The organism is Lentihominibacter faecis, from assembly GCF_014306095.1.
GTDB lineage: Bacteria > Bacillota > Clostridia > Peptostreptococcales > Anaerovoracaceae > Lentihominibacter > Lentihominibacter faecis.
Map to the genome: position 1 here is coordinate 12521 of NZ_JACRWC010000074.1, position 26908 is coordinate 39428.

Here is a 26908-nt window from a genome sequence, read left to right on the forward strand (position 1 = left end):
ATGAAAATAAAGGATCTGGCCCGGGAACTGAGCCTGAGCGGCGATGAGGTTCTCGAAAAAGCGAAAGCCATGGGAATAAAAGTGTCCGGAACCAGCGATGATCTTTCGGACATCGATACGACAGCTGTAAAAAACACCATCTTAAAGGGTGGTACACATACGGAAACAAAGGTAGTGCGTACCAGGGCGAAGAAATCGGATGCAGAAAAAAAGGACGGTGGCCCTAAGGTGACAGTCAAAGCGGCTAATATCAAGCTGCCTGAAAAGAAGAAGACGGTGAAGGCTGCTGCAAAGCCGGCTGCGCGGACTGCTGCAAAGCCTCCGGCAGGCAAGCCGATCGTGCCGAAGGAAGTCGAAGGAAGACCAAAGCCGCTGGAAGGCAAGCCGGTAGTCTCCAAGTCCATGCTGGAAAAGCGTATCGCAGAAGAAGAGGCTGCGAAGCAGGTGGCAGCAGAAGCGAAGGCTGATAAGCCGGCAGCACCTGCAGAAGAACAGCAGAGCGCAGCGAAGGCACAGCCTGCAAAGAAGACTGCTGCAAAGCCGGAAACGAAAACAGAGCAGAAACAGGAAAAGACGGAGAAACCTGCTGAAAAGAAGCCGGAAGCTCCGAGAAGACAGACACGGCTTAAGGTGATCAAAAGAGCAGAAGACGTGCGAAGAGAAGAAGCGGAAGCGGCAGAGCGCCGTGCAGCAGCACGAGAAAAGCGTCAGGAAGAGAAAAAAACTGAAGAAAAGAAGCGGGGCGGAGATCGTGACCGCAAAACCGGCGATCGAAAAAATGAAAAGCGTGGCGAACGGAAATCATTTGATCGCAAAGGCGGCAAGCCGGGCGAAAAGAAAGACGCTCGCCCGAGCCAGGATCGCAGCAGCAGACCTGCTCCGAGAAGAGATGATGCTGCCGGCGATGTGGCAGTATCCAAGCCGACTTCCCACAGAGGCGAGAAGAAGAACAAGGAAAAAGAACACGATAAGTTTTCCAAGCTGGAACGGGGCGGCCGCAAGGGCGGAAAGCCGCAGTCCCTGGAAAAACAGGTAAGAAACAAGAAGCACAACAAGCCGAAGGCTGCACCAGAACCGGAAGTAGAAACTGTAGAACTGCCGGCAGGAACCATTATGATCAATGTACCGATCACCGTAGCTGGCTTTGCAGAACAGACCAAGACATCTGTATCTAAGATCATCATGACGCTGATGAAGATGGGCGTTATGGCTAACGTAAACCAGAATCTGGATGAAGATACAGTGGTGCTGCTGGCTGAAGAAATGGGTCTGCAGGTTGCCATCGGCAAGGTCAAGGAAGAGACAGAAGAGGAAGGAATCGAATCCTTCGAAGATAAAGAAGAAGATCTGAAGCCGAGAGCTCCGATCATCACCGTTATGGGTCACGTTGACCACGGTAAGACATCCCTGCTGGATGCGATCCGTAAAACTCACGTAACTGCCCAGGAATCCGGAGGGATCACTCAGCACATCGGTGCATCCGAAGTTGAAATCAATGGTCAGAAGATCGTATTCCTGGATACACCGGGACACGAAGCATTCACGGCAATGCGTGCCAGAGGCGCTCATGCAACGGATATCGCTGTACTGGTCGTTGCTGCTGACGACAGCGTCAAGCCGCAGACCATCGAATCCATCAGCCATGCCAAGGCAGCAGGTGTTCCGATCATCGTTGCTATCAACAAGATGGATAAACCAGGTGCAAATCCGGACATCGTAAAAAAGGATCTGGCAGAGCAGGGCGTCCTTGTGGAAGACTGGGGCGGAGATGTTATCAGCGTGCCGGTATCTGCCAAGACAGGGGAAGGGATCGTGAACCTTTTGGAAATGATCCTGCTACAGGCAGAAGTCCTGGAACTGAAGGCGAATCCGGACAGACTGGCTCTTGGTACCGTTCTGGAAGCTCGTCTGGACAAGGCAAAGGGTCCGGTAGCAAGTCTTCTGGTGCTCAATGGTACGTTAAAGGCAGGCATGAGCATCGTAGCAGGAACGTGTTCCGGCAAGATCAGACTCATGACCAATGATAAGGGAGAAAAGATCCGTCTGGCAGGTCCGGCAACTGCTGTGGAGATCCTCGGTCTGACCGATGTTCCACACGCAGGTGACGTGTTCAATGCCGTGAAGGATGACAAGGTCGCAAGAGAGATCGCAGAAAAACGACAGGATAAACTGAGAGAAGAAGTTCTGGCAAGAAACTCCAGCACAACGCTGGAAGAACTGTTCAGCCAGATCCAGGAAGGCGAAGTCAAGGAACTGAACCTGATCGTCAAGGGCGACGTACAGGGTTCTGTCGGTGCTATCGTATCTTCTCTGGAAAAGCTGTCTAATGATAAAGTAAGAGTTAAGATCGTACACACTGGCGTAGGTGCGATCAATGAGTCCGACATCATGCTGGCAGGAACTTCAGATGCTGTAGTGATCGGCTTCAACGTAAGACCGAGCGCAGCTGTAAGTTCCATCGCAGAGCGTGAAGGGATACAGATCAGAACATATCGTGTTATCTACGATATCATAGATGATGTGGAAAACGCTATGAAGGGTATGCTGGATCCGGAATTCAAGGAAGTCGTTCTTGGTACAGTGGAAATCAGAAATACTTTCAAGGTTCCTGGTGTCGGTATCGTAGGAGGCGCATACGTAACGGACGGCAAAGTAGTTCGTAATGAACAGATCCGTCTGGTGCGTGACGGCATCGTTATCCACGAAGGCAAGATCTCATCTCTCAAGAGATTCAAAGACGATGCAAAGGAAGTTGCTCAGGGTTACGAATGTGGTATCGGCATTGAAAACTACAATGATATCAAGGAAGGCGATATCATCGAGTGCTTCACGATGGAAGAGGTAAAGAGAGACTAGTAAGGAAGGTAATCTTATGGGAAAAGGATACAGACAGGGTCGGTTAGGTGAAGAGATCCGTAAGATCGTCAGTGAACTGCTTCTGCGGGAACTGAAGGATCCGGGGCTTTCGTCAATGATCAGTGTCACAGCAGTTGAAGTGACCAGCGATGGAAGCTATGCGACAGTATATCTTTCGGTGCTGAGCACCAGCGGTGCGGAAAACGAACAGGAAGAGCAGCAGAAGGCTCTGGATGCCATGAACCGTGCGAAAGGTTTTATCCGCAATGAGATCGGACGTCAGGTCAAGCTGCGTCATACGCCGGAACTGATCTTTAAGATCGACCATTCCATGGAGTATGGACGACATATCTCCAAGATCATCCGGGATCTGGATATCGACCATGAGGATGAGGAATAGAACATGATAGCAAATGTGTCATTAGAGAAAATCGGGAAAACAATCCAGGAGGCTGACAGCATCCTGATTTTCCCGCATATCAATCCGGACGGGGATGCCATCGGTTCGGCATGCGGACTTTGTGATACACTGCGGGAGCATGGCAAGAAAGCAGCAGTGCTTTTAGAAGAGGATGCTCCGGAATATCTCAGTTTTCTGGATACCAGCTGCTGCATACAGGATGCGGAGAATTTCGGCAGACCGGATCTTTGCATCTGTGTGGACTGTAGCGATGAGGGCAGACTGAATAAGAGAAAAAAGACGTATCAAAGCTGCGGGAGCACCATTTGCATCGATCATCATCTGGCAGCGGAGAATTTTGCAGAAAAAGGATTCTGCGATCACTATTATATCGACAGCAGTGAAGCGGCGTGCTCCCAGATCATCTACAAGCTACTTCAGGCGATGGGACTGAAACCAACGCCGGTGGCAGCAGAGCTGCTTTATACGGGAATCGTAACAGATACGGGGAGCTTTCAGTATTCTAATACGACGGGAGATACTCACCGGATCGCAGCGGATCTGCTGGATCTGGGTGTGGATCACATGAAAGTGACGGTCGCACTGTATCAGAACATCAAACGTAATAAGCTGGATCTGGAGATAAAGATCCTGGATACGATGGAGAGTTTTGCAAAGGATCAGGCGGTCATTACCTATGTGACGGAAGATATGGCGGAGGCTGCCGGTGCGCTGATGGAAGATGCAGAAAGTGCCATTGATCTGTTGCGAAATATCGAAGGCGTGGAAATCGCGGCACTTCTAAAGCAGCGGGAAGAGGGCATCAAGGTGAGTCTTCGGGCAAAATCCTGGGGCGGCGTCGATCAGATCGCTGCAAAGTTTGGTGGCGGCGGCCACAAAAAAGCGGCGGGATGCACGATGCATATGTCCCTTAAAGAAGCATGGGCTGCATTGAAGGAAGAAATAGAACGAGCGCTGGAGAAATAGATGGAAGGCATTTTAGTAATCAATAAGCCGCAGGAATGGACTTCTCATGACTGTGTAGCGGTGTGCAGACGCGCGACCGGTGTGAAAAGAGTCGGGCACGGTGGCACGCTTGATCCTATGGCAGAAGGTGTGCTGCCTGTATTCATAGGCAGAGCTACCAGGATCATGGAGTACATGGATCTGGGGTGTAAAACATATCGTTGCTGCATGCGGCTAGGCATCGTGACGGATACGGAAGATATCTGGGGTGAGATCCTGGAGGAAAGAAGCACAGAAGGCATTACGGAAGATCAGATCCGGCAGACGGCAGAGTCTTTTTGCGGGGATATTTTGCAGAAACCGCCAATGTATTCTGCGCTGAAAATAAAAGGCAGGAAGCTTTATGAATATGCACGGCAGGGAATCACACTGGAGATCCAGCTAAGACCGGTGAGGATCGAAAAACTGGAGATAGAGGAAATCAATCTGATGCGAAAGGAAGTCGTATTCGAAGTGACTTGCTCTAAGGGGACGTATATCCGGTCACTTTGCAGGGATATGGGCGAGAAACTGGGATGCGGAGCTGTGATGAGCGGGCTTACCCGGACGGTCAGCGGAGCTTTTTCACTGGAACGCTCTTTGCAGCCTGAGGAAGTAAAGCAGATGAGTCCTGAGGAAATAGAGGCGTATCTTTTACCGGTAGATTATCCATTGATCCATTTTGGGAAATGCACGATGCCCAAAGATCGGGCTCTGTATTTTGCAAGCGGTAACAGCATCAGGTGGCATCAGGTGACGGTGACGAAAGAGCCGCAGCGAGAACTTTCCGGGAGAAATTCTCGTCAGACAGCATATAACCAGATGTACTGTGTGTATGAGAAGGAGAGCGGTCTTTTTCTGGGAACAGGCTATTACAATGAAGAAGAGAAGACTTTAAAGGCAGATAAAATATTTGTAACGAGGCAGGAATTATGAAAATTTTTAATTCACTGGAGGAAATCAAAGACATCGAGGAAACGGTGGTTGCTCTTGGAAATTTTGACGGAGTCCACCGGGGACATCAGCAGATCATCGAAAGAACGGTGAAAAATGCGGAAGCTGCCGGGCTGAAGAGCGCGGTGTTTACTTTTTCCAATCATACGAGGACGTTGCTGAAAAATGTGCCTCCGGTAAAAAATATTCTGTATGCGGAAGAGAAGGCAGAGATCATAGAATCTCTCGGGATCGATTATTTGTTCAACATTCCTTTTACACGGGAAATCATGAACATGTCACCGGAGCGTTTCGTACAGGAAATCCTGGTGGATAAATTCCGGATTCGGGAAGCGTACTGCGGGTTCAATTATACCTTTGGACACAAGGCACAGGGGACACCGGAGGTGCTGATGCAGGAAGGCAGAAAGCACGGGTTCGGGATCCACATCCAGGAGCCGTTCAAAATCGATGGGATCGTGGTCAGCAGTACGTACATCAGAGAGCTGATCAAGGATGGCAAGCTGGAGGAATGTCACAGATTTATGGGCAGAATGTATGCTATTGGTGGAGAGGTCGTAGTGGGAAACAAGCTTGGAAGGACGATCGGTTTTCCAACGTCAAACATTATGATCGATGATACGATGGTAACGCCGCCAAACGGCGTTTATATCACGTACTGTACGTATAATGGCGTGCGGTATCCCAGCGTGACCAATGTGGGTGTCAAGCCGACCATAGGCTCTTATAAAAAGAATGTAGAGACTCATATCTTTGATTTTAATAAGGAATTGTACGGAAAAAAGATCAAGGTCGAATTTGTGAAAATGACTCGCCCGGAGCGAAAATTTGATAGTGTGGAAGAATTGAGCAAACAGATCCAGAACGATTGTATCGCTGCCAAGGCGTATCATAGAGAACACTGCGAATAGCAGGGGAGATGAGTATCATGAAGCAGAAAGACCATTTGGATTCGGATGATTTTATGCAAAAAATGAAGCGGACGGTTGCGCTGAGGGAAGACTGTGGGATCTTTTTCGAACAGGAGCTTCCTCGTCCGGCGGGGGAGCTTTTTTATGCGATTGAAGATCAGAAGCTGGTGCGAAAAGATGAAAAACCGGCCTGCGGATATATTCAGATCGTATCAAAAGCGGAGTTTGCACAGCAGTACGGAATGCTGGATGAAAGTGGGCTGCTGCTGTATCATTACGAGGAAAACAGTATTGATAATATCGATGTATTTGAAGATCATGTAGTAGGCACTTTTGTCGTTCCAATGAAGGGAAGCGTGCTTGAAAGCAAGGTTTCTGTGGGGTTTTATGTAACGGAGTCCAGGATCCTGCTTTTAGATGAAACTTCCATGCTTTACAATGTCCTGGAACGTATGACAAAACGGCAGAAGATACGTGATCTGGATATCTCTCACGTATTCGTGCGTATCCTGGACTGTATGATCTCGGATGATATGCTGCTTTTGCAAAAGTACAGCATGGTGCTGGATCAGATGGAGGATTATCTGGAAGAGAATGTGAGTGATCTTCCCCATAATTTTACCAGCTTCATTATGCAGAATAAAAAAGAACTCCGGGCTTTGATGGTCTATTATCGGAGTTTAAACTATATGGTAGATGAGCTGGCTGAATCGGATATTTTTGACGGCATCGTGGAACGAAGACTTCAGTCATTTGATAACAAGGCGACCAAGCTGTATGCGGAAACTGCAAGCCTTCATGAGGCAGCACAGCAGCTTCGTGATGTGTATCAGGCTAAGATCGACATCCGGCAGAACAAAGTGATGTCTATTCTGACTATTGTTACTACCATATTCATGCCGCTGACTCTGATCGTAGGGTGGTATGGTATGAACGTGAAAATGCCGGAAGTGGGATGGCCGTACAGTTATCCGATCATTATTTTAGCTTCGATCGCAGTGACAATTATAGAAATCCTCATTTTCAAGAAGAAAAAGTGGTTTTGATGCATATCGGGCATAGATCTGCAGCTGCCTGGCTTCTGTCGTAATGCCTTTGCCTTCATTGGGATGAAAATGAGAATAGAGTACATCAGCACTGAACAACAACAGGAGTATTGCAGCTACAGCAAGCTTCTGTTTTTTTTGTACTTTTGACAGCAGGTTATCCAGAAATGGACCAGCGATGTAGACGAAGATAAATCCTCCAACTGCAAAGGTAAGGGCACCTTCCAGGCAGATACGACCGTTGAGATTCATAAAAAAACTGCTGTAGTCCCAGTAGTGCAGACCTGTCACCTGTTCCATGATCCAGCTTGTCATATATTCAAGCGTGCTGCAAAGAGTCATGATGCAGAGGAACAGTAGCGCAGGGCGCTTTGCAAGACGGCGAAGGAATACGAGGATCATAATTCCTCCCGAACCGTAGATCGGCAGCCATGGACCCATCAAAGCGCCTCGTTTGACAAAGACTCCTTGCTTGATCAGGTGAAGAAGCACTTCCCAGCACCATCCGATCACAGAGAAGATAAAAAAAAGCAGAACCAGCGTCAGCAGGGTGTAATGGCGGGTCGGATTCATATCCTGGATGTGTTCGATGAGCCAGTTGTGACGTTTCGGAGCCAGCTGAGGGTAAGCTGTCGGATAGAGGATCATACTTTCATCCGGCTGGATCCCCTCTTCTTCAAGGAGTGGCTGCGGCGGCTGTTCCAGGTACTCATCATTGAGACAGTAAGAGTATGGCAGATTCTCTTCGATGGCGTTTCGGCGCAGTGTCATATAGATCTCGGTCCTGCCCAGATAGCGCTGCGGTGTGATGTAAAATACACTCAGCAGGCCAAAGGTGAACAGGGAGAGGATCCCCCAGACAATATAGGAAAGATCATAGTCGATGGCGTGGATCCGGTTTCCCTGCATCATATCAGCGGAAAGCTGGAAGGCTTCCTTGCGGGTCACTTCTGGATTTTCTGCGAGGATATAGGGAACGAGGTAGAGGGCATAGCAGCGCGAGATCCAGTACCATGCAGCCGTTCCGGTTGCCAGGATCCCGATGGACAGCAGAAGGATGGAACTGGTCAATTGGGTCAGGAACAGGGTAAGCCCCAGGATCAAAAGTGTGGCAATGCCGCACAGAGCCAGCTGCAAAGTGCGCACGATCATGGTAAATGCTGAATACATGACACGTCCTTTGCCAAACAGGAAAAAGAGCCTGCGCATCGGTGTTTTCGTGTAGGTCCTTGTTTCCATCAGAAAGCGGGAAAACCCTACGTGGAGGATATTCCGAAGTAAAAAAGCATAGGCGAGATAGCCGGCTATAGCCAGGATCAGTGTGACACGAGCAGCCGCATCGTGAGTAAAGATAAACTGATCGACACGATACATGATGTTATATAGGAAGCCTCCGCTGCCTTTGAAGTTATCCATAGCTGCAGAGGCGATTTCCTGGCGGGAATCGGTAGTGGAGAAGTAATTTCCAAGATAGCTGACCAGCCCGGGTCTGATATCTGAGCTTTCCCAGGTATTGACGCCTTCGATTTTTTTATTCGTATGCTGCGTCTGGCCCAGTGCAATTTCTTCTGTGCTGGGCATTCCGATGAACTGTGAGCTTTCACTGGAAATGATGCCGAAGAATGCCAGCAGGAAGGTGATCATGATGATCGTAAAATAATTGGCTTTTAGAGATTTGTGTGCTCGTTGTTTGATTTGTTTATTCTTCCACATTATAATGTTGCATCCCTGTATTGTATTCGTAAGATGTTCTGATTATATCATGGGAAGGGTGGCTCATGGAAAGATTTTAACACTTTTTTCACAACTTTCTTATCTGCATCATGAATTCCCGGATCGAAAATTATCTGATCTAATTGGGAATCAATCTCTCGATTCAGATGTTTACTCACATCATGAATTCCCAGATTTGATTTTTTCAAAGTCATATGGGAAGTTCAATGCTATAAATGTTTCAAGATCCAGGTGCAGCACTCGTTATGATTCCTCAAAAGACATAAAAACTGTTTATCCGGGAACTGTTTTCCTCTGCGCTGTAAATATCTCGTAAAGCAGTTCCTAGCTTGCTGTTTTATTTTGAAAAATGGGAATTCATGAAGGAAGGCACAGCCCATAAGCAGTAAAAAATCCAAATCAGGATCGTTTTTTTCGTGATCTGGGAATTCATGATTTCCCGGATATCCCGGGCAACAAAAAACCCATTGAAACGTTGAAATTTCAATGGGTTGATTGTTGATACTGGTCGGGATGACAGGATTCGAACCTGCGGCCTTTGCGTCCCGAACGCAACGCTCTACCAAGCTGAGCCACATCCCGTTCTCAGCGAACATTATTATTATAGTACAGCTTCATAATTTCGGCAAGTATTTTTTTCGTTTTGCAAAGGATTTTAAGAGGAATTTTTGATGATAGTTGCTGTTTTTGGTCATTTGTGTCATAGTAGGGAGGACATAATATTTTAGGAGGCACGATGTGAACGAGAGCAATATGTGGAAGGAGACGGATGAAGAAATTTTGCAGCAGATCCCGGAAAAGCTTCTGAAATGGTACGATCAGAATGCACGCATTTTACCGTGGCGTGAGAATCCGCAGCCGTACCGTGTATGGGTGTCGGAGATCATGCTGCAGCAGACACGTGTGGAAGCAGTCAAGCCGTATTTTGAGCGTTTTTTGAAAGCTTTACCGACTGTGGAGGATCTGGCACAGGCGCCGGAAGAACAGCTCCTGAAGCTATGGGAGGGTCTGGGCTATTACAACAGAGTGCGTAATCTGCAAAGGGGAGCACGGGCTGTCATGGCGGAGCACGGTGGTGTGATCCCGGCATCCTTTGAGGCATTAAAAAAGCTTCCGGGGATCGGTGATTATACGGCGGGAGCTATCGGATCCATTGCGTTTCAGATCCCTGTTCCCGCAGTGGACGGAAACGTGCTCCGGGTTATTTCCCGGGTGCTGTATCGCAGGGATAATATATTAGATGCAAAGGTGAAGCGGCGGATCGAAGGGGAGATCAAGGAAATCCTGCCGGAGAGGACCGGAGATTTTAATCAGTCGCTGATGGAGCTGGGTGCTACTGTATGTCTGCCCAATGGAGCGCCGAAATGTAACGAATGTCCTTTGCAGGAGCTTTGCAGAGCGCATCTTGTGGGAGATGAGGAGAGCCTTCCGGTCAAGACAAAAGCAAAGAAGCGAAAAATAGAGCAGCGTACGGTATTTTTACTGGTTTGTGATGGAAAAATCGCACTGCGGAAACGCCCGGAAAAAGGGCTTCTGGCGGGACTTTGGGAATTGCCGTCGCAGGAGGGAATGCTGGGGTGTGCAGAGGCCGGGAAGCTGCTTCAGACCTGGGGTGTGCGGACGCTGGGAGAGCTGCAGAAACAGACGGATGCAAAGCATATTTTTTCTCATGTGGAGTGGCATATGACGTGCTGGTATGTAGAGGCAGCATTGGATCCTGATGCTGATGTGAAGGAGCTGATCTGGGTTTCCAGAAAAGAACTGGATCAGGACGTTGCTTTGCCTGCAGCATTTAAAACGTATCGGAAGGTGATCGAGAAAATTTTATAAAATTTTTCTGGCAAGAAAGAAGGCAGAGTTTTCAGCTATTTTTCAATGTTCCGGGGGTTTTCCGGAGCATTTATTCATATGCACCCTTCTGGATTATCCTATTGACAGGAAGAAAAAAGAGAGATATTCTTTAATAGTTCTTTTGAGTTAGCGACAGCTAACTATATTTTTTCTGTCAAGTTAGTATAATCTAACCTAAGGCGGAGAGAAGGGAGAAAGCGGAATGTTTGATTTGAAAGGAAGGACGGTTGTCATTACGGGAGCATCTTCCGGACTGGGAAAGGCAGCTGTGTATGCATATGCAAAGGCTGGGGCTGCGGTATTGATCACAGCAAGAAGGTTTGAGCGTCTAGAGGCAATCAGGGAAGAACTGGCAGCACAGGATTACAGAGTCGAAGCAGTGGCATGTGATGTTCGTGAGGAAGAGCAGGTGCGTGAGACGGTAAAGCATGCTTTACGATCATTTGGGAAGATCGATGTCCTCTGCAGCTTTGCAGCCGTAACGGATGACAGGGATGTAGCGGAACTTGAGAGCGGGCAGTGGAATGATGTGCTGCAGACAAATCTGAGCGGGGTCTATTATTTTTCAAAGCATGTGATCCCTCATATGAAAGAGCGCGGATACGGGAGGATCATCAACATCGGATCGGTCAACGGGCTGGTGGGATCCAAGATGAAACCACGCCATGGATACAATGCTTCGAAAGGAGGTCTTCATGGACTGACGATCGGCATGGCGGCTACATACATGAAGTATGGGATCACAGTCAATGCCATCGCACCGGGGCTGTTTCGCACGGAAATGACAGAAGCGGTATTTGAAGATCCCGTATCACTGGCAACCTATAATCGTTTAGTGCCGGCGGGAAGAGCAGGTACTGAGGAGGAACTTAACGGAGCACTGCTGTTTCTGTCTTCGGAAGAGGCCGGCTATGTGACGGGACAGATCCTCGCCGTTGATGGAGGATATACGATTTCACAGCTGATCTGATGCAGCGTTACTGTAGAGAAGAAAGGAGAAACCATGGAACAGAAAATCATAGAAATTTTAAAGGAGCATATCGAAGGCTTGGAAAATGCAGAGGTATGCGAGGATACACAGCTGATCGCAAAAGGCCTGCTGGAATCCTTTGATGTGATCAACCTTTTACTTGTTTTGGAAGAAGCTTTTGACGTGGAACTGGTACCGGATCTTTTGCAGCTGGAGGATTTTAATTCCCCGAAAACGATTGCTGCGATGATTGAGCGGTGCAGAGGGTAGAAGTATGGAATTTCAGAGAGCGAAGGAAGCGGACTTTGAGGGGAAATGGATTCCTCAGCCTGCTCAGGAAAAGGACCTTGCAGAACTTGCCGCTATGATCTTTGATTCTGAGCTGGGGCGGAAGTATTATCCGACGGAGAAAACGCTGCTGGAAAAAATGCAGGCGGCCTGTCAGAATTCAGACAGGATCATGGTGGTGCGGGAAAAGGAAAAAATCTGCGGCATGTTATGGTTTCAGATGAAGGGGGCGTTTGGCATGTACCCGTACCTGCATCTTATTTTTATCCCGGACTCTATGAAGGGAAACGGCGTGGGACGGGAGCTGATGCGCTATCTTGAGTACTATGCTCTCAATGGTGAAGGCCAGAAAATCAAAAGCAGGATATTTTTGACGGCAGGCAGCTGGAATGAGGGGACAATCGAATTTTATGACAGACTGGGTTACACCACGATCGGAGTGATTCCGTCTCTGTTCCGGAAAAATGTGGAGGAGCGCCTGCTGATGAAGGTGTGCAACAGGGTATTGTAGAAACGATGAAAGGAAAAAAGAATGATCGATGTAAAGAATCTTAATAAGACTTACGGTGAGAAGGAGGCTGCGGCACAGGTGCTGAAACATGTTTCCTTCTCTCTGGAAAAGGGCTGCTTCTGCTCCATTGTCGGACCTTCCGGGTCGGGCAAATCCACCTTGCTGAATATACTGGGAGGCCTTGAGACAGCTGACAGCGGTATGATCACAGTGGATGGTGCTCCGGTCTGCGGATTAAGCAGCAGGCAGGAACTTAAATATCGGAGAGAGTATCTGGGCTTTATTTTTCAGTTTTATAATCTGATTCCGAACCTGACCGCGTATGAGAACATCAAGGTCTGTGAGGATCTCAGCAGTGATTCCCTTGACCTGGAGGAACTGATGAAACAGCTGGGAATCTGGGAGCATAGAAATAAATTTCCATCTCAGCTTTCCGGTGGACAGCAGCAGAGATGCGCCATCGCAAGGGCACTGGTGAAAAATCCGAAGATCCTGCTTTGCGATGAGCCTACCGGGGCACTGGATTCCACAAATACGAAGGACATCATGTGCATCCTGAAGGAAATCAATGAGAAATACAGCACCACGATTCTGATCGTGACACATAACGACCTGATCTGTGAGACTTCTGACAGGATCCTGCGTCTGGTGGATGGAGAAATCGTGCAGGATCAGAGGAATGACCATCCGAAAAAGCCGGAGGACATCGACTGGACCGGCAGTGAGGGGGTCAGATAAGTGTATTACAGAAAAATGTTTCGCGATTTAGGCGCGAATAAAGTTCGATATGGAATCATATTTCTCGTGCTGGCCATCGGGCTGATGATGGTCGTGGGAAATGTGATGGCTTCCTGCAATATTTCCGACCAGATGGACAGGTATTTTGACGATTGCAAGGTGGAATCAGGGGAGTTTGTAACGCTGATGAAGCTGAGCGATGATGAAGTGAATGAGCTTGAAGATAAGGGAACGCAGGTTCAGGAGCAGTTCTACCTGGATTGTGACCGGGAAGACACTACACTGCGTGTATTTCAGAACCGGGAGGCGATCAATAAGCTGAAGCTGATTTCAGGGCATGAGGCGGCTTCGGACTCGGAACTGGTGGTGGAAAAAAGCTATGCTGAGGCCCATGATCTGAAGCTGGGCGACAAACTGGAGCTGCACGGAACCAGTTATGAGATCTGCGGGATCGGCACCGTGCCGGACTACGTTTCCATCAAGAAAAATATAACAGATCTTAATTCGGACAGCAAAAGCTTCGGATTATGCTTTGCAGCAGATGCGGCATACGATGCGATCCGCGATGATCTGAGCGGAGATGAGGCAGAACACCTGCAGTATGCATACCGGATCACCGGTGATGTCATCGATGATGAGATACGGGATTTCGTAAAAAACGATACGGGCACGAAGCTCCTGTCTTTTGTAACGAAAGAAGACAACGGGCGCATTACCGCCTACCAGGCTGATAATGAAACGATATTATCCGTATCCATTATGATGGGTGGAATGCTGGCGGTATTATTTGCGTTTATCCTGGCGGTGTTTGCTGTTCACACTATCAACCGAGACAGGGTGGCCATCGGTACGCTGTATGCCTTAGGTGTAGGTCGTGCAAAGGTGATGCAGCAGTATCTGCTGCTTCCGGGTCTGGTGCTGACGGCAGGAGGTGCCGCGGGGCTTGCGCTGGGGCGTATTCTGTGTGGAGCATCTATTGCCAACAGCGGAGCATCGTATTCCTATCCGGAAATACAGCATGATTTTTACCCGGTATCGATTCTGTACGGACTGGTGCTCCCGGTTGTTCTGGGAGTCCTGATCAACTTCCTGGTGCTTCACGGGAAGCTGCGAAAAAAGCCGCTGGATCTGATTCGCGGGAAAAAGCGGAGCCTCCGCACGCCGAAGCTGAAACTGAAAAAAAAGAAATTCATTTCGATTTATCGGATCCGGCAGCTGATGCGGGAAAAAGCTATTTATATTTTAACGTTCCTGGGCGTGTTTTATGTGATCTGCATCATGATGTTCGCCTTTACGATTTACGCGGCTATGAACAATTATGTAGAAAACTCCACCGGGCATGTTAAATGGAACTATATGTATGTCGTCAACGATCTGCAGGATCCTCAGGGGAACGCGGAAACAGGAGTCTACGAGAAAGCACAGGCTTCTAATGTGTACTCCGGAAAGGATACGGACGTGACGATCCTGGGAATACAGGAGGGCAGCCGCTATTTCGATTTTGATGTGGATTGCGAAGAAGATGAAATACTGATATCTGACTGTGCGGCACGCAAGTTCGCGTGGAAGACGGGAGATAAAATCACCCTCGATAATAAAGAGGATGGCGAGAAGCATTCCTTTACCGTGAAAAATATCGTTCCTTACGATGCGGGACTGTTTGTATTCCTGCCGGTGAATGAAATGAGGGCAGTATACGATCTGGAAAGCGATTATGACAATGTCGTTTTTTCAGAGCAGGAACAGGAGTCCGATGATCTGGGGACGATCCTGACAACGATACGTAAAAGTGATATTGAAGAATCCGGACATGCATTGATGGATTCCATGATGCTGACGGTGATCGTCATGTTGTGTGCAGCGGTGATCGTTTTCGTGGCGGTCTTGTATCTGCTGCTGAAGCAGGCTATGGAAAAATCCTCCTTCGGGATCTCCATCATGCAGATCTTCGGATACGGGCAGAAGGAAATCAACAGGATCTTTATCCATATCAATACGGTCCTGACAGCAGCAGCCTTCCTGTGTGCCGTCTTTTTAGGAAAGCCGGTGATCGATCAGATGTACCCGAATCTGGTGACCGATATCGATCTGGGATTCGATACCGGATTCAGCGGAGGCATCTACGGACTGCTGGCATTGATCACAGCGGCGGCATATGGAATTTCGATGCTTCTTCTGAAGCGGAGACTGAATCGGATGGACTATACCGAGGTTCTGAAAAACAGAGAATAGAAAGGAGTATGTATGTGGTATAAAACAGAGAAGATCCCGGCAGGCGATATAAACTTTTTTCTGGATATGATCCCGTATATCTCAAGGCATATTGAAGAGATCAGGCGGGGAGAAGATGGTGTGGAGATCCTTTGCAGCGAGGCTCATCAGGAAGAAGTGCTGGCAAGCCTTACGCGGCTTGAAAACATGATCGGTGAAGGGAAATTCGCCAAGAAAGATGTAAAACCGACGATACTGGAGGATTTCACGGACGTTCCGATGCAGAATACAGAAAACATTTTTGAGGAACTGCTTGCACGGGGAATCATAAGGAAAATCACGGAAGGAGTATACGCGTACAGCGATATCTTCCTGAAGGTCTTCCGGTATTTCGACCGGAAGATCGAAGAGAACGGGTTCAAACAGTTTCCCGGTATCAGGGAGTATGAATTCCCGGTGTTGTATCCGCTGGATTCCTATCAGACCGGAGGCTATTTTGAATCGTTTCCGCATCATATCATGTTTCAGTCGGTGATGAAAAACGACCTTGAAGTCATCGACAGATTTGCGCAGAAAGGCGTGGAGAAAGAGACGCTGGGAACCGATATGAAGACTCCTGTCAATGTGCTTCGTCATGCGGCCTGCGTTCCGGTCTATGAGTTTCTGAAAAACCAGATCATTTCACCGGATACGCCGGAGATCTATCTGGTTTCCGGAAAATGCTTCCGCAATGAAGCGGGTAATGTAAAAGAGCTTGCACGGCTCAATGAGTTTTTCATGAAGGAGTACGTGTTTGTGGGAACGGCGGAGCAGTGTGAGGAAAGCGTGAAAAAAGCAAAGCGTCTGTGGCTGGAGTGGATCCGGGTATTTGGATTGAACTGCAGGATCTCTACGGCGACTGATTCCTTTTTCGCCAGCAATTACAAGAAGCTGAAGCTTTTTCAGATCCTGGGGAATTCCAAGCAGGAATTTCAGGTCTGCCTTCCGGGGAGCGATATGTTTTCGTCATGCGGCTCTGTGAATTTCCACAGAACGCATTTCACCAAACCGTATAATATCCGCAGCTCGGAGGACTCCTATTGCTACAGTGCCTGCTGTGCGTTCGGCATCGATCGGCTCAGCTATGCGCTGCTGTCCCAGAAAGGGCTGGATCCTGACAGATGGGATCAGGAGACCTATGATGAAATTTTCGGTATCACTAGAGAGAAACGATAGAATATGAGGAGAACAACTATGAAAAAAGCACTTGTTACAGGCGTGGGCAGATACCTGCCGGAGCGAAAAATCACAACAGAAGAAATGGAAGAAATGGCTGGATATGATAAATTCGGTGTGCGCTACGGATTATGCAAAATGCTGACCGGCTGTGAAACAAGATACTATGCGGCAGAGGATGAATACAGCTCGGATCTGTCGATGAAAGCAAGCCTTAAAGCAATGGAGCAGGCCGGTGTGCAGCCGTCGGATATCGATGCGGTGTTATTCTGCTCGATCACACAGGATTTTGCAGAGCCGGCGACAGCCAATGTGGTGGCAGATAAGCTGGACATACGGAACGCCTATGTGTTTGATGTGAAAAACGCCTGCAATGCCTTCATGAGCGGTGTGGATCTTGCAGACAGCCTTATCAAAACAGGAAAGGCGGAGACGATCCTGGTGACCTCGGGCGAAGCTCTGTCCAAGTGGATCCGCAGAGGCTTTGATTCCAAAGAAGAGCTGATGGAAAAAGCTCCGGTGACATTGTCCATGGGAGATGCAGGAGGCGCTTATATCCTGCAGGCAGGGGAAAATACGGAGCGAGGCGTCAACAAGACATATTTCCACACATTTACGGACATGTGGAACAACAACGTTGTCTGGGGCGGAGGTACCATGTTCCCACGGGATCCGGACAAGATGTTCATTCCGGGGACGACCAAGGAGATCGTGGACAAGCAGAAGGAAGTGTTTGCAGGACTGATTCCTAACTTTGAGAAAATTTTTGAAAGCAGAATAAGCGATATCGACTGTTTCATACCGACGCAGGTGGCAAAGTGGCTCATCACAAACGGTGCAAAAAACTATTCTGCCGTGACAGGGATCGATGTAGATGTATTCCTGAAAAAGACGGTAAGTATCATTGACCGATACGGCAATATGGGAGCCAGCAATATTCCTGTGGCAACCAGTGTAGCCATGGAAGAGGGACTGATCAAAGAGAACACGCAGACGCTGTGCATGAGCGTAGGTGTCGGGATCAGCGAGGCTATGATGACGGTAACGTTCTAGTATGGAAGACAGGTTAAATATGATGAAAAATGGATTTCAGCAGCTCTATGAGTTTCTGTTTTTGGAGGATGAACGGATTCTGTTCGAGGTGATGCAAAAGGATGGGCAGACATCGGTTGACTGTCGCGGCTTCTGCGAGCTGGTCAGCGGTCTTGCTTTTTCTCTGAGGCAGGAACAGGCAGAAATGACTGCAGGTAAATCCCGCACACGATTTCTGGCAGTACAGATAAAAAATTCTCCGATCCTGTATGCCTCCGTATTTGCGGCACTTCAGGCAGGATTTGATGTGCTGCTGGTGGATCCGAAGCTGGGAGAGGAACCCAGGAAACAGCTTCTGCAGGAAGCAAACGCTAAAATTCTGTTAACCGACAGACCGGGAGCAGACGCTGACTGGAAATGTCTTTCTGCTGCAGAACTGCAGCAGAAAGCTTTGCAGGAACAGAAGAAGGTGAAAAACGCCGATAAGGAAGCACCTGCAAAGTGGGGACGATATCTGGCATTTGCCACGTCAGGAACGACGGGACCCGGCAGGATCATTGCATATGAAGGGGCGGCTGTCTGCAGACAGGTGATGCGCACCGTGCAGTGGTTCCGGGAAACACCATTTATGACAGAGCTTCTGTCGGGAAAAGATCCGCAGGGAGAACGGGTGATGAGCATTCTGCCGATGCATCATATCTTTGGCTGTCTCTGCCCTTTGATTTTAATGGGCTATGGTTTTCGGATCCTCTTTCCTAAGAATGATGCCATCACTACGATTTTGGGTACCATGGCATCGGCGCAGGTGTGGGGCTGTATGAGTGTGCCTATGTTCTGGCAGACTGTTCTCAATCTCCTGCGGAGCAGATACGGAGAGGTTTCTGCGGATTCCATCGGACAGCTTGCCGGGGAAAATCTGAAGTTCTGTCTTACGGGAGGAACGTATGCCGATCCGGGGCTTAGAAGGAGTTTTCTGGAAGCAGGAATCGGGTTTTCTCTGGGCTTCGGGATGACGGAGACGGGATGCTGCACGATGCATTTTATGAGCGTGGAAAACATGGATTCGGAAGGGTATGTTTATCCGTGGTATGAAGCGGAGATCTGCACGGAGGATGGACAGCAGCTGAAAAACGGAACCGGAGAGCTTCTGCTGAAAAGTGATGCGTTGTTCAGCGGATATATCCAGGGCGGAGATCTGATCCCGTGGGAGCCGGAAGGAGATGGATATTACCGGACGGGAGATATTTTCTGCAAAGAAGAGAGCCGGCTTACGTTTGTAGGTCGTTGTAAAAACCTGATCGTCAATGCATCGGGAGAAAACATTTATATCGAGGAGCTGGAACAGAGTTTTGAAGCTCTGGCAGGCTTCGGGCTCCTGTATGGCATAATCGAATGCAACAGTGAACCGGTACTTGTTGTGCAGCTGCGAGGCGGGGAAAACCGGGAGCAGCTTCTGCGATGCATTACAGAAATCGTGGGGACACTGCCGGTCTATCAGCGCCCTCAGAGGGCTGTCCTGACGAAATCCGTGCTTCCGGTTACGGCAAAGGGCGAAATCAGAAGGCGGCAGATTACGGATGAAATGCTGGATGATCCCGGAAATACAGTACAGATTTATAAAAGATAGGAGACATGTATGAAAAAAGCAGGAAAAGAAGAAATAAAAACCTTTATTAAGGAACGGCTGGCGGAACTTTTAAATATAGATCCGCAGAGCATTGATGAAAATGCATTTCTGGTAGAGGATCTGGGAACGACCAGCATTATGATCGTGGATCTTCTGGTTGCTGTTGAAGAAGAGTACGGAGTCGATATGCAGAGCAGATTCGATCTGGTCGAACCCGTATCGGTGAATCTTGTAACAGACCGGATCCTGGAAAACATGGAGGCATGATATGGAGATTTTATTCTGTATCCCGGGAGGCGGCACTTCATCACTGATGTATATGGGATGGCAGAAGCTGCTGAAGGATGAATTTACGATCATCCCGCTGGAGATCCCGGGTCGGGGACGGCTCAGGGAGATGGAGCGGGCATCTTCTCTGGAGGAAATCGCAGAGGGAATGGCAAGGCAGGTCTGTGAGCAGGCAAATGGCAGATCGTATGGCATTTTCGGATATTGCTATGGCGGGATCCTGGCATACGAGATCTGCAGGATTCTGGCGGAGGAAGGAAAATGTCTGCCGGAGGATCTTTATCTTTGTGGAACATCAGCTCCTTTTGAGGAGATTTCTGTCACACCGCTGCTGAGCAGAAAGGAGCATCGTCAGGATCTGAAGGATATGCTGAGTCGTTTTTTTCCGGCGTATCTTACTGCGAATACGGTGGTAATGGAGCAGCTCTGCGAGAAATATATGGAAGCTCTTTTTCAGAAGTACGATGCGGAAAAACAGATATCGGACATTACAGAGGAGGATCTGAATCTGGAGAAACTGGAGGACGGCGAGGAGAAGCTGCTGGACTATATAGTATCGTTTGCCAATGATTTCTTTCGCAGCTACAGCGAGGATGAGGCTTGATGCTCCGTTACTGTAAAGCGTGCAGCAGCCCCTATTGCCTGGATAGCCGTATCACGGTGATCTGTGGGGGCGATGACCACATAGCAGGACAGAACGGGAACTGCTGGAAACGATGCTGCAGGAAGGAATTTATTCAGCATACCATTGAAGGAAATCACTTTACTCTGATCGAGGATATGGAGAAAATCACATCGATCCTGCGGAGAAAAAACAGGTCGGATGTTGCGGAACAGCTGCGTGAAATCTGGCGAAAGGTATTGAATGCCGATGATTCTCTCGATATTGAAGCGGAAACGAATTTTTTTGAAGCAGGTGGAGACTCCCTGCTGTTAGGACTTCTGAACATCATGATCGAAAAGCAGATCGGTCGCAAGCTGAGAATCGAGACGTTTTTTGAACATCAGACGTTTGGCGGGATGGTTCGTGCAATTCAGGCGGAGCCTGCTGTCTGATGCCGGAAAGGAGGAACTTTGAATCAGGAATTATATGAAAAGTTTTGTCATGAATATGAAAAGAAAGGTCTCTGGGAGCATAGCACTCACGGATCGAAACTAAAAAACTGTGCGGAGAAATACGGGGAGCGGATCGCGCTGATCGATGAACAGGAGGAAATCTCTTACCAGGAGCTGGATCTTCGATCAGATCAGATGGCTGCCTGGATGCTGCATGAGGGGTTCGTGAAGGGAGAACGGATCGTGATTCAGCACGTGAACTGCATCGGATTTGCCGTGATGTGCTTTGCGATGTTTAAGATCGGGGTGATACCGGTGCTTGCAATGCCGTCTCACGGTATGCGTGAGCTTTCCGGTATTGTAAAGACAGCGCAGCCGAAGGGATTCATTGTGATTGAAACGTATCACGGAGTGGATCATCTGGCAGAGGCGGCGGTTTTGCAGAAGGAGAATCCGTGTATTGAAAAGGTGATTCCGGCTGAGCGTCTGGAGCAGATGGATTTCTCTCAATGGGAGCTTGATGAGGAGCTTTATGAGAAGCCCTGCAGCCGGGATACTGCGATCCTTGTGCTTTCTGGAGGCTCTACAGGAATCCCGAAGCTGATTGCCCGTCCGCATGCGGACTATCTGCATCTGCAGAAATACTGCGCTCTTTCCTGCGGGATGGATGAAAACAGCGTGAGTCTGATCGCCATGCCTGTGACACACTGCTGGAATCTGTGCGGCCCCGGGCTGTTGGGCTCTTTGTTTGCAGGGGCAAAAACCGTCTTGTGCCGGAATGGAAGTGCAGATGAGATCCTGAACTGTATCGAAATGCACGAGGTGACGACGATGGCTCTTGTGCCGTCCCTTCTTCGTGCCTGCATAAGTCTGCAGGACCTCATGGAAAATGACCTCTCTTCTTTACAGATGATCCAGATCGGTGGAGCGATGTGTCCGCCGCAGCTTGCGGAGCTGGCGGTAGAGAAACTGGGATGTAAGGTGCAGCAGATTTATGGTATGAGCGAGGGATTTGTTTCTGCGACAAGACCGGAAGATCCATATGAGATCATGATCGGCACGCAGGGAATTCCGGTTTCGCCGGGCGATATCATGAAAATCGTAGATGAAGAGGAGCAGGAGGTTCCGGCAGGAGAGGCAGGAGAAATACTGGCTCGAGGTCCATCTGTTGTCTGGGAGTACTATGAAAATCCTGTTATGAGCAGTGTAGCGTTTACGGAGGATGGATTTTACCGGACCGGTGATAAGGGCCGGATCGATCCGGATACAGGACGGCTTCAGATCCTGGGCAGGATCCGTGAGCAGATCAATCGTCTGGGCGAAAAGATCATGCCATCCGAGCTGGAAGAGTATCTGCTGGATCATCCGCAGATCCAGCAGGTATGTGTTGTTCCGGCGGATGATGAGAAGCTGGGACAGAGAATTTGCATCTGTCTTCCGGAAGCTCTTTCCGGGATCGGGCTGACGCAGCTGCGTCAGTTTTTAAAGGAAAAGGAGATCGCTTCTTTTAAGATGCCGGATCAGGTGATTTATATCAGGGAGTGGCCGTATACAGCGGTCAATAAGATTGATCGCGGCAGGCTGCGTGAAATGGCGGAAGGAAAGGTGGCGCTGTGTTAGGACTTACAACCGTTCACTGGATTTATCTGCTGTTTTCGATTCTGATTTTTGTCGCACTGGTGAGGAAACGTGAAATCGTACTGGTGGGTATTGCCGGGATACTGGCGGTTGTTCTGGTGTATACCGGCAGCCCGGTAACAGCGTTTCAGGCCTTATGTTCGTCCATCGTGGCCGGATTCAGTGAAGTTCTGTATATTTTTATCGGGATCGCTTTGATTCTTACGATGACGCTGGCGATGAAAGAGTGTGGAGTGGATCAGGCGCTTTCCCGGCCACTGGATCGGATCAGAACCGGGCCGGGGAGAACTTTTCTGATTTCAGGCGTTATCATGTTCGTTGTTTCACTCCTGATCTGGCCGTCTCCGGCGGTAGCACTGATGGGTGCATTTTTTATTCCGCTGGCGCAGAAGGCCGGGCTTCCGGCGATATACATGGCGGTGGCTTTGAATCTGTTTGGCCACGGGGCGGCTCTTTCCGGAGATTTTTTCATTCAGGGGGTTCCGGCTGTGGCAGCGGAAAGTGCCGGGTATACCAGCAGCGATCTGATGCCGTACCTTGTTCCGCTGTGGATCACGATGACGGTGATCACCATCGGCATGAGTTTTCTTCTGATGAAGCTGGATGTACGTCATATGAAAAAGGAAGATACTGTCTCTGGAAAGAATTCGCACGAGTGCAGGATGATTTCAAGCGATGAGACCGGAAAGAAAAGAAGAATCTTCTTTCTTGTGATGGGACTGTTACTGATGTTTGATATTGTCGTTGTAGTGACGTGTGATGTGAGCGGGGATGATGCTTTGACGCTGATTACCGGAACGGTTCTGGTGATTTCAGGGATTTTGTGTCTGCTGTTTTTCGGTATGTCCCAGGCGGCATCAAAGTTTATCGGATTTATGACAAAGGGTTTCGGCTCGGCAATGGAGATGTTTGCTCCAGCCGTTATCATCATCGCGTTTTTCTCCATCGGAAATCAGGAGACCGCACAGCAGATCTTGGGAGAGGATGTCAGCGGGATTTTAAGTGATCTGGTTCATGCGCTGGTCAGTGGACTGCATGTGCCGGAGCTTTGCCTGCCGGTGGTACAGTCTATGGCGGGGATCCTTTACAGTATGGATGGATCCGGATTCGCAGGGTTGACAGTGATTGGAGAAATCGCACAGAGCTACCATGTTTCAGGAGAATGTGCCAAGATCCTGACTTCGCTGGGGCAGATCGTGATTATCTGGGTAGGAGGCGGGACTGTGATCCCTTGGGCTGTGATCCCGGTCTCTGCAATATGCGGAGTGTCACCGCGCGAACTTGCAAAGAAAAATCTCATCCCGGTAGCCTGCGGGCTTGTCGGCACGATCGTGTGTGCTGTGATTCTCATGGCAGCTGTATAAGGTTACAGCATCAGAAGACTGACAGCCATGACAGCCATGCCCAGCACCAGGCCATAGATGGAAAATTTGTGATTGCCGTATTCTCTGGCGGAAGGAAGCAGCTCGTCGAAGGACATGAAAATCATGACCCCGGCGACCCCGGCGTATAAAAATCCGAAGACCAGATCGCTCATAAACGGTACTAAAATCAGCCACCCGGCGAGGGCGCCTGCAGGCTCTGCAAGTCCGGATAAAAAGGAGTATTTTATAGCCTTCATGCGGGATCCGGTCGCGTGATAGATGGGTGAGGATATGGAAATCCCCGCAGGGATGTTGTGGATGATGATGGCAACAACGACAGGGATTGCGATTTTCATTCCCTGCAGTGCGGATACAAAGGTGGTCAGGCCTTCCGGAAAATTGTGGATAGCCAGAGCAATAGCGGTGAGCTGACCGATCCGCATCAGTTTGGAAGGATCGTGTATGGATTGTCCGTGGGAGCTTCCATGAAATCCGCAACCATGATCATGACCATGGGGAGCGATGACCGCTTCTAAAAACCACATTAAAAGGATGCCGCCGAAAAAGGCTGCCAGCGTGAAGATACCGCCCCTCAGTTCTCCTGAGGCATTGTCCAGATATTCTCGAGCTTCCGGCAGGATCTCCATCATGGATAGATAGATCATGACTCCTGCGGAAAATCCCAGGCTGACGGATAGGAATTTTTGATTTGTAAGCTTCGTCAGTACCGTAATACCGCTGCCGATCAGCATGCTGAGGCCGGCCAGTACTGTAAGCAGAAATGCCAGTGTATAATCGTTCATTTTGTACTCTTTTCATCTTATTCATTCTATTTGCCTTATACAAAATACCAAATTCATAAAAACCTGTCAACCGTTGCGGCTTAATTGGTTTATGGCAGTGCTAGCACTTTTGGGGGAAGGGTCTGTTTTGAAAATTAGTACCGATTGTGGAGTTACGGCCGAACAGATTTTTGTTATCATTGCTACAGTGTTAAGGCGACAGAGCGTCGCGCAGAAGATCCTTTTTATGAATCGTATTGCTGAAAGCTTTGCCGCAGAAAGGAGTCAGCCATGTCAATAACAGTTGGTATTATTTTTTTCTGTGTCGTTATTGCAGCACTGTACGGTTGTTTCTGGAAACTGTACTAGGAAATTACATAGGGGCGTTCGATTTTCAGAAGCAGGACTCCGGAAATGATCGTGAGGAAAAACTCCGACGGTTTCCGGAGTTTTATTTTTGAGAACGGTGCAACGGAATCGCAGCAGTGTGTTATAATGAGAAGACAGAAAGAAAAGGAGCGGCATGATGCAGGGATATAATTGTATTTTGGTGTATAGTGAGGATCGAAGGGAGATCTTATTCTGCAAACGGCTCAATGATCCGTATGAAGGGATGTATAATCTGGTTGGCGGAAAGATCGAACCGGGAGAGGATGGCTTTCATGCAGCGTATCGGGAGCTTTTCGAGGAAACGGGGATTTCTCAGGAGGATGTCACTCTGTATCATATGATGGATTTTACATATTATAACCAGAACTGTTTCGTAGAGGTGTATACCGGTGTGCTGCAGGCTGACGTAGAGCTGCGCCCGGAGAAGCATCCGCTTCACTGGATCTCTGCTGAGGAAAATTTTTTTGATTTGGAAAAGTACGCGGGAGAAGGAAATATCGGGCATATGGTGGTACAGGCGGAACGCTTTGGATCGGGAATCGCGAAGTAACCTGGAAAATATGTTTTACAAAAGCCGTAAAAAGTGGTAAAATACAGTGAAGTGTTTTAGAAGACAGGAAACGCTGCGCTGTAATATTTGCGGATGTAGTTTAGTGGCAAAACCTCAGCTTCCCAAGCTGAAGTTGTGGGTTCGATTCCCATCATCCGCTCCAGGTAAAAGCCTTGCAATTTCAACGATTGCAGGGCTTTTTTCTACTTTTTTTAAAAGGCGTGGTTTTGCTGTTTTTTACCGTGTTTTGCTACCTGTTCAGGCACGGAATCAGGCACGGTATGGCGTTGATTTATCAGGCTTCGAGCTGTTTCCAACGTCTCAAAACAGGCATGAGTATAGATTTTGGACGTTAGAGCAATGTCTGAGTGTCCCATGAGTCTACATGCGATGTTGATGGGAACCCCGGCTTTCTCTAAATCTGTGCAGTATGTATGACGGAGATTATACATGACGAAATCTTCTGCTAGCGGAAAAGGCGGGATCAGCTCGTCTTGTTCTACGCGGCATCCCATACCAATATTCATAAGCCGTCGGATATCGTCCCACATGGAACGTCTGCGTCCAATCGTAGGAGACTTGCCGTCGATCAGCGTGGCTGATTCAAATGGATCACGTTTGCAGCTGCATAGTTCATTCAGAAAAATTTCAGGAATTGGAATCTGCCGGAAGCCTGCATCGGACTTTGGGTATTTAGAGCGTCCCTTTTTATCCCATGCTCTGGAGACCGTAAGAATTCCTGTTTTAAAGTCGATATCTTTCCAAATCAATGCTGCGGATTCGCTAGGGCGCAGACCGCAGTACAGGCAAAATTTGCAGAACAGGTTTCCTCGGTGAGGCTTTGGATCTGAGACAAATGTATTCGTTTTATAAAAATCCTCGGTGATTTTTCCGGACAGTACCTGCAGCAGGACTTCACGCTCCCTGTCGGTGATACTCCGGCGGGGATTGCTCTTTTTCCCTTTCGGGCGGACTAGATCTTCGGAGAAATTTCGATCCAGACTACCATTCTTGTAGGCAGAGTCGAACAGTTCTTTCGTTGCACGAAAAATTTTATTTACATATTCCTGAGAGTAATGGGAACAGTCGTTTAGGAACTGCTGTACATGAAGCGGCTGGATGTTCCCCAGCGAACGGTTTCCGATACCTGGAACTACCTTCCGCAAGACGATATAAGAAAGGTTATCAAACCAGTCATCACCGACTGTCTCGGACTTATAGGTTTCAAGCCATTGCTCTGCGAAATCCTGCAGCCGTGTCTTGCGGTCGATGATACCGCGATCGATCTCATTGTGTTTCGCCTGCAGTTTCTGCATGAATTCCGACAGAGTGTGGGCACGAACGTCGATGGGAACGCCGTGATAGATCTCCTGCTGGCGGAACTTGAAGCGGGAAGAGGTGTTGGCTGTGTTCTGTTTCTTCTTGGTTGCCATATGTATCATCTCCTTAAAAATGGGTATAAAAATACCCTGAATATTGACTGTCTCTTAT

The 26908-nt window shown here is 48.6% G+C and carries 24 protein-coding genes and 2 tRNA genes; 22 read left to right on the plus strand and 4 right to left on the minus strand.

All coding sequences use genetic code 11. The annotated features are described in order from the left end of the window. Genes infB through H8876_RS06010 form a run of 6 tightly spaced genes read left to right on the plus strand, consistent with a single transcriptional unit; the run spans window position 1 to window position 7172 of the window. Entirely contained in the window at window positions 1-2856 is a 2856-nt protein-coding gene (infB, locus tag H8876_RS05985; protein WP_249286971.1) for a translation initiation factor IF-2, read from the plus strand. A gap of 16 nt (window positions 2857-2872) precedes the next feature. After that, window positions 2873-3256 (plus strand): 30S ribosome-binding factor RbfA, encoded by a 384-nt coding sequence (gene rbfA, locus H8876_RS05990; protein ID WP_249286972.1) that lies wholly within the window; start codon window positions 2873-2875, stop codon window positions 3254-3256. Window positions 3257-3259: 3 nt separating this feature from the next. Then, the gene (locus H8876_RS05995) at window positions 3260-4243 is read left to right on the plus strand and encodes a DHH family phosphoesterase (protein ID WP_249286973.1); all 984 of its coding nucleotides are present in this window, start codon (window positions 3260-3262) and stop codon (window positions 4241-4243) included. Then, window positions 4244-5197 (plus strand): tRNA pseudouridine(55) synthase TruB, encoded by a 954-nt coding sequence (truB, locus tag H8876_RS06000; RefSeq protein ID WP_249286974.1) that lies wholly within the window; start codon window positions 4244-4246, stop codon window positions 5195-5197. Beyond that, on the plus strand, window positions 5194-6126 hold the full coding sequence (locus H8876_RS06005) for a bifunctional riboflavin kinase/FAD synthetase (protein WP_177265295.1): 933 nt from the start codon (window positions 5194-5196) through the stop codon (window positions 6124-6126). The genes truB and H8876_RS06005 overlap by 4 nt, the downstream gene beginning before the upstream one ends. 17 nt (window positions 6127-6143) lie before the next feature. Next, entirely contained in the window at window positions 6144-7172 is a 1029-nt protein-coding gene (locus tag H8876_RS06010; RefSeq protein ID WP_249286975.1) for a magnesium transporter CorA family protein, read from the plus strand. On the opposite strand, the gene H8876_RS06015 is transcribed toward H8876_RS06010, so the two are convergent. Continuing rightward, window positions 7110-8885, minus strand: coding sequence for a DUF975 family protein (locus H8876_RS06015; RefSeq protein ID WP_249286976.1), 1776 nt, complete (start codon window positions 8883-8885; stop codon window positions 7110-7112). The genes H8876_RS06010 and H8876_RS06015 overlap by 63 nt on opposite strands. 526 nt (window positions 8886-9411) lie before the next feature. Beyond that, a tRNA-Pro gene (locus H8876_RS06020) sits at window positions 9412-9488 on the minus strand. Between the two features lie 156 nt (window positions 9489-9644). Between H8876_RS06020 and mutY the strand changes: the two genes are divergently transcribed. From mutY to H8876_RS06090, 14 genes are all read left to right on the plus strand, one after another. Further along, window positions 9645-10736, plus strand: coding sequence for an A/G-specific adenine glycosylase (gene mutY / locus H8876_RS06025; RefSeq protein ID WP_249286977.1), 1092 nt, complete (start codon window positions 9645-9647; stop codon window positions 10734-10736). Between the two features lie 223 nt (window positions 10737-10959). Beyond that, window positions 10960-11727, plus strand: a complete 768-nt coding sequence (locus tag H8876_RS06030; protein WP_249286978.1) for an SDR family NAD(P)-dependent oxidoreductase — start codon at window positions 10960-10962, stop codon at window positions 11725-11727. A gap of 33 nt (window positions 11728-11760) precedes the next feature. Beyond that, window positions 11761-11997 carry an acyl carrier protein gene (locus tag H8876_RS06035; protein WP_249286979.1) on the plus strand — a complete coding sequence of 79 codons (237 nt, stop codon included), beginning with the start codon at window positions 11761-11763 and terminating at the stop codon, window positions 11995-11997. 4 nt (window positions 11998-12001) lie between these two features. After that, entirely contained in the window at window positions 12002-12526 is a 525-nt protein-coding gene (locus H8876_RS06040; protein ID WP_249286980.1) for a GNAT family N-acetyltransferase, read from the plus strand. Window positions 12527-12547: 21 nt separating this feature from the next. Next, window positions 12548-13264, plus strand: coding sequence for an ABC transporter ATP-binding protein (locus H8876_RS06045; RefSeq protein ID WP_177264478.1), 717 nt, complete (start codon window positions 12548-12550; stop codon window positions 13262-13264). Further along, window positions 13265-15496 (plus strand): FtsX-like permease family protein, encoded by a 2232-nt coding sequence (locus H8876_RS06050; protein WP_249286981.1) that lies wholly within the window; start codon window positions 13265-13267, stop codon window positions 15494-15496. 12 nt (window positions 15497-15508) lie between these two features. Then, complete coding sequence (locus H8876_RS06055; RefSeq protein WP_177264476.1) at window positions 15509-16690, plus strand: aminoacyl--tRNA ligase-related protein; 1182 nt, start codon at window positions 15509-15511, stop codon at window positions 16688-16690. Window positions 16691-16708: 18 nt separating this feature from the next. Continuing rightward, window positions 16709-17743 carry a 3-oxoacyl-ACP synthase III family protein gene (locus H8876_RS06060; RefSeq protein WP_249286982.1) on the plus strand — a complete coding sequence of 345 codons (1035 nt, stop codon included), beginning with the start codon at window positions 16709-16711 and terminating at the stop codon, window positions 17741-17743. A 19-nt stretch (window positions 17744-17762) separates the two neighbouring features. Then, window positions 17763-19349 carry a class I adenylate-forming enzyme family protein gene (locus tag H8876_RS06065; RefSeq protein ID WP_249286983.1) on the plus strand — a complete coding sequence of 529 codons (1587 nt, stop codon included), beginning with the start codon at window positions 17763-17765 and terminating at the stop codon, window positions 19347-19349. Between the two features lie 9 nt (window positions 19350-19358). Continuing rightward, a complete protein-coding gene (locus H8876_RS06070; RefSeq protein WP_249286984.1) occupies window positions 19359-19616 on the plus strand; it encodes an acyl carrier protein in 258 nt (85 codons plus the stop codon). A gap of 1 nt (window position 19617) precedes the next feature. Then, on the plus strand, window positions 19618-20241 hold the full coding sequence (locus H8876_RS06075; protein ID WP_249286985.1) for a thioesterase II family protein: 624 nt from the start codon (window positions 19618-19620) through the stop codon (window positions 20239-20241). Beyond that, on the plus strand, window positions 20241-20693 hold the full coding sequence (locus H8876_RS06080; protein WP_249286986.1) for a phosphopantetheine-binding protein: 453 nt from the start codon (window positions 20241-20243) through the stop codon (window positions 20691-20693). The genes H8876_RS06075 and H8876_RS06080 overlap by 1 nt, the downstream gene beginning before the upstream one ends. An 18-nt stretch (window positions 20694-20711) precedes the next feature. Beyond that, window positions 20712-22313, plus strand: a complete 1602-nt coding sequence (locus H8876_RS06085; protein ID WP_177265021.1) for an AMP-binding protein — start codon at window positions 20712-20714, stop codon at window positions 22311-22313. Then, complete coding sequence (locus H8876_RS06090; protein WP_249286987.1) at window positions 22307-23695, plus strand: hypothetical protein; 1389 nt, start codon at window positions 22307-22309, stop codon at window positions 23693-23695. Before H8876_RS06085 ends, H8876_RS06090 begins: the two co-directional genes overlap by 7 nt. Window positions 23696-23697: 2 nt before the next feature. Here H8876_RS06090 and zupT read toward each other — a convergent pair whose 3' ends face one another. Continuing rightward, on the minus strand, window positions 23698-24498 hold the full coding sequence (zupT, locus tag H8876_RS06095; protein ID WP_249286988.1) for a zinc transporter ZupT: 801 nt from the start codon (window positions 24496-24498) through the stop codon (window positions 23698-23700). 502 nt (window positions 24499-25000) lie between these two features. Between zupT and H8876_RS06100 the strand changes: the two genes are divergently transcribed. Further along, window positions 25001-25417, plus strand: a complete 417-nt coding sequence (locus tag H8876_RS06100) for an NUDIX hydrolase (protein WP_249286989.1) — start codon at window positions 25001-25003, stop codon at window positions 25415-25417. 89 nt (window positions 25418-25506) lie between these two features. After that, window positions 25507-25580 (plus strand) — tRNA-Gly (locus H8876_RS06105). 49 nt (window positions 25581-25629) lie between these two features. On the opposite strand, the gene H8876_RS06110 is transcribed toward H8876_RS06105, so the two are convergent. Beyond that, window positions 25630-26850 carry a tyrosine-type recombinase/integrase gene (locus tag H8876_RS06110; protein WP_249286990.1) on the minus strand — a complete coding sequence of 407 codons (1221 nt, stop codon included), beginning with the start codon at window positions 26848-26850 and terminating at the stop codon, window positions 25630-25632. Window positions 26851-26908: the final 58 nt, after the last annotated feature.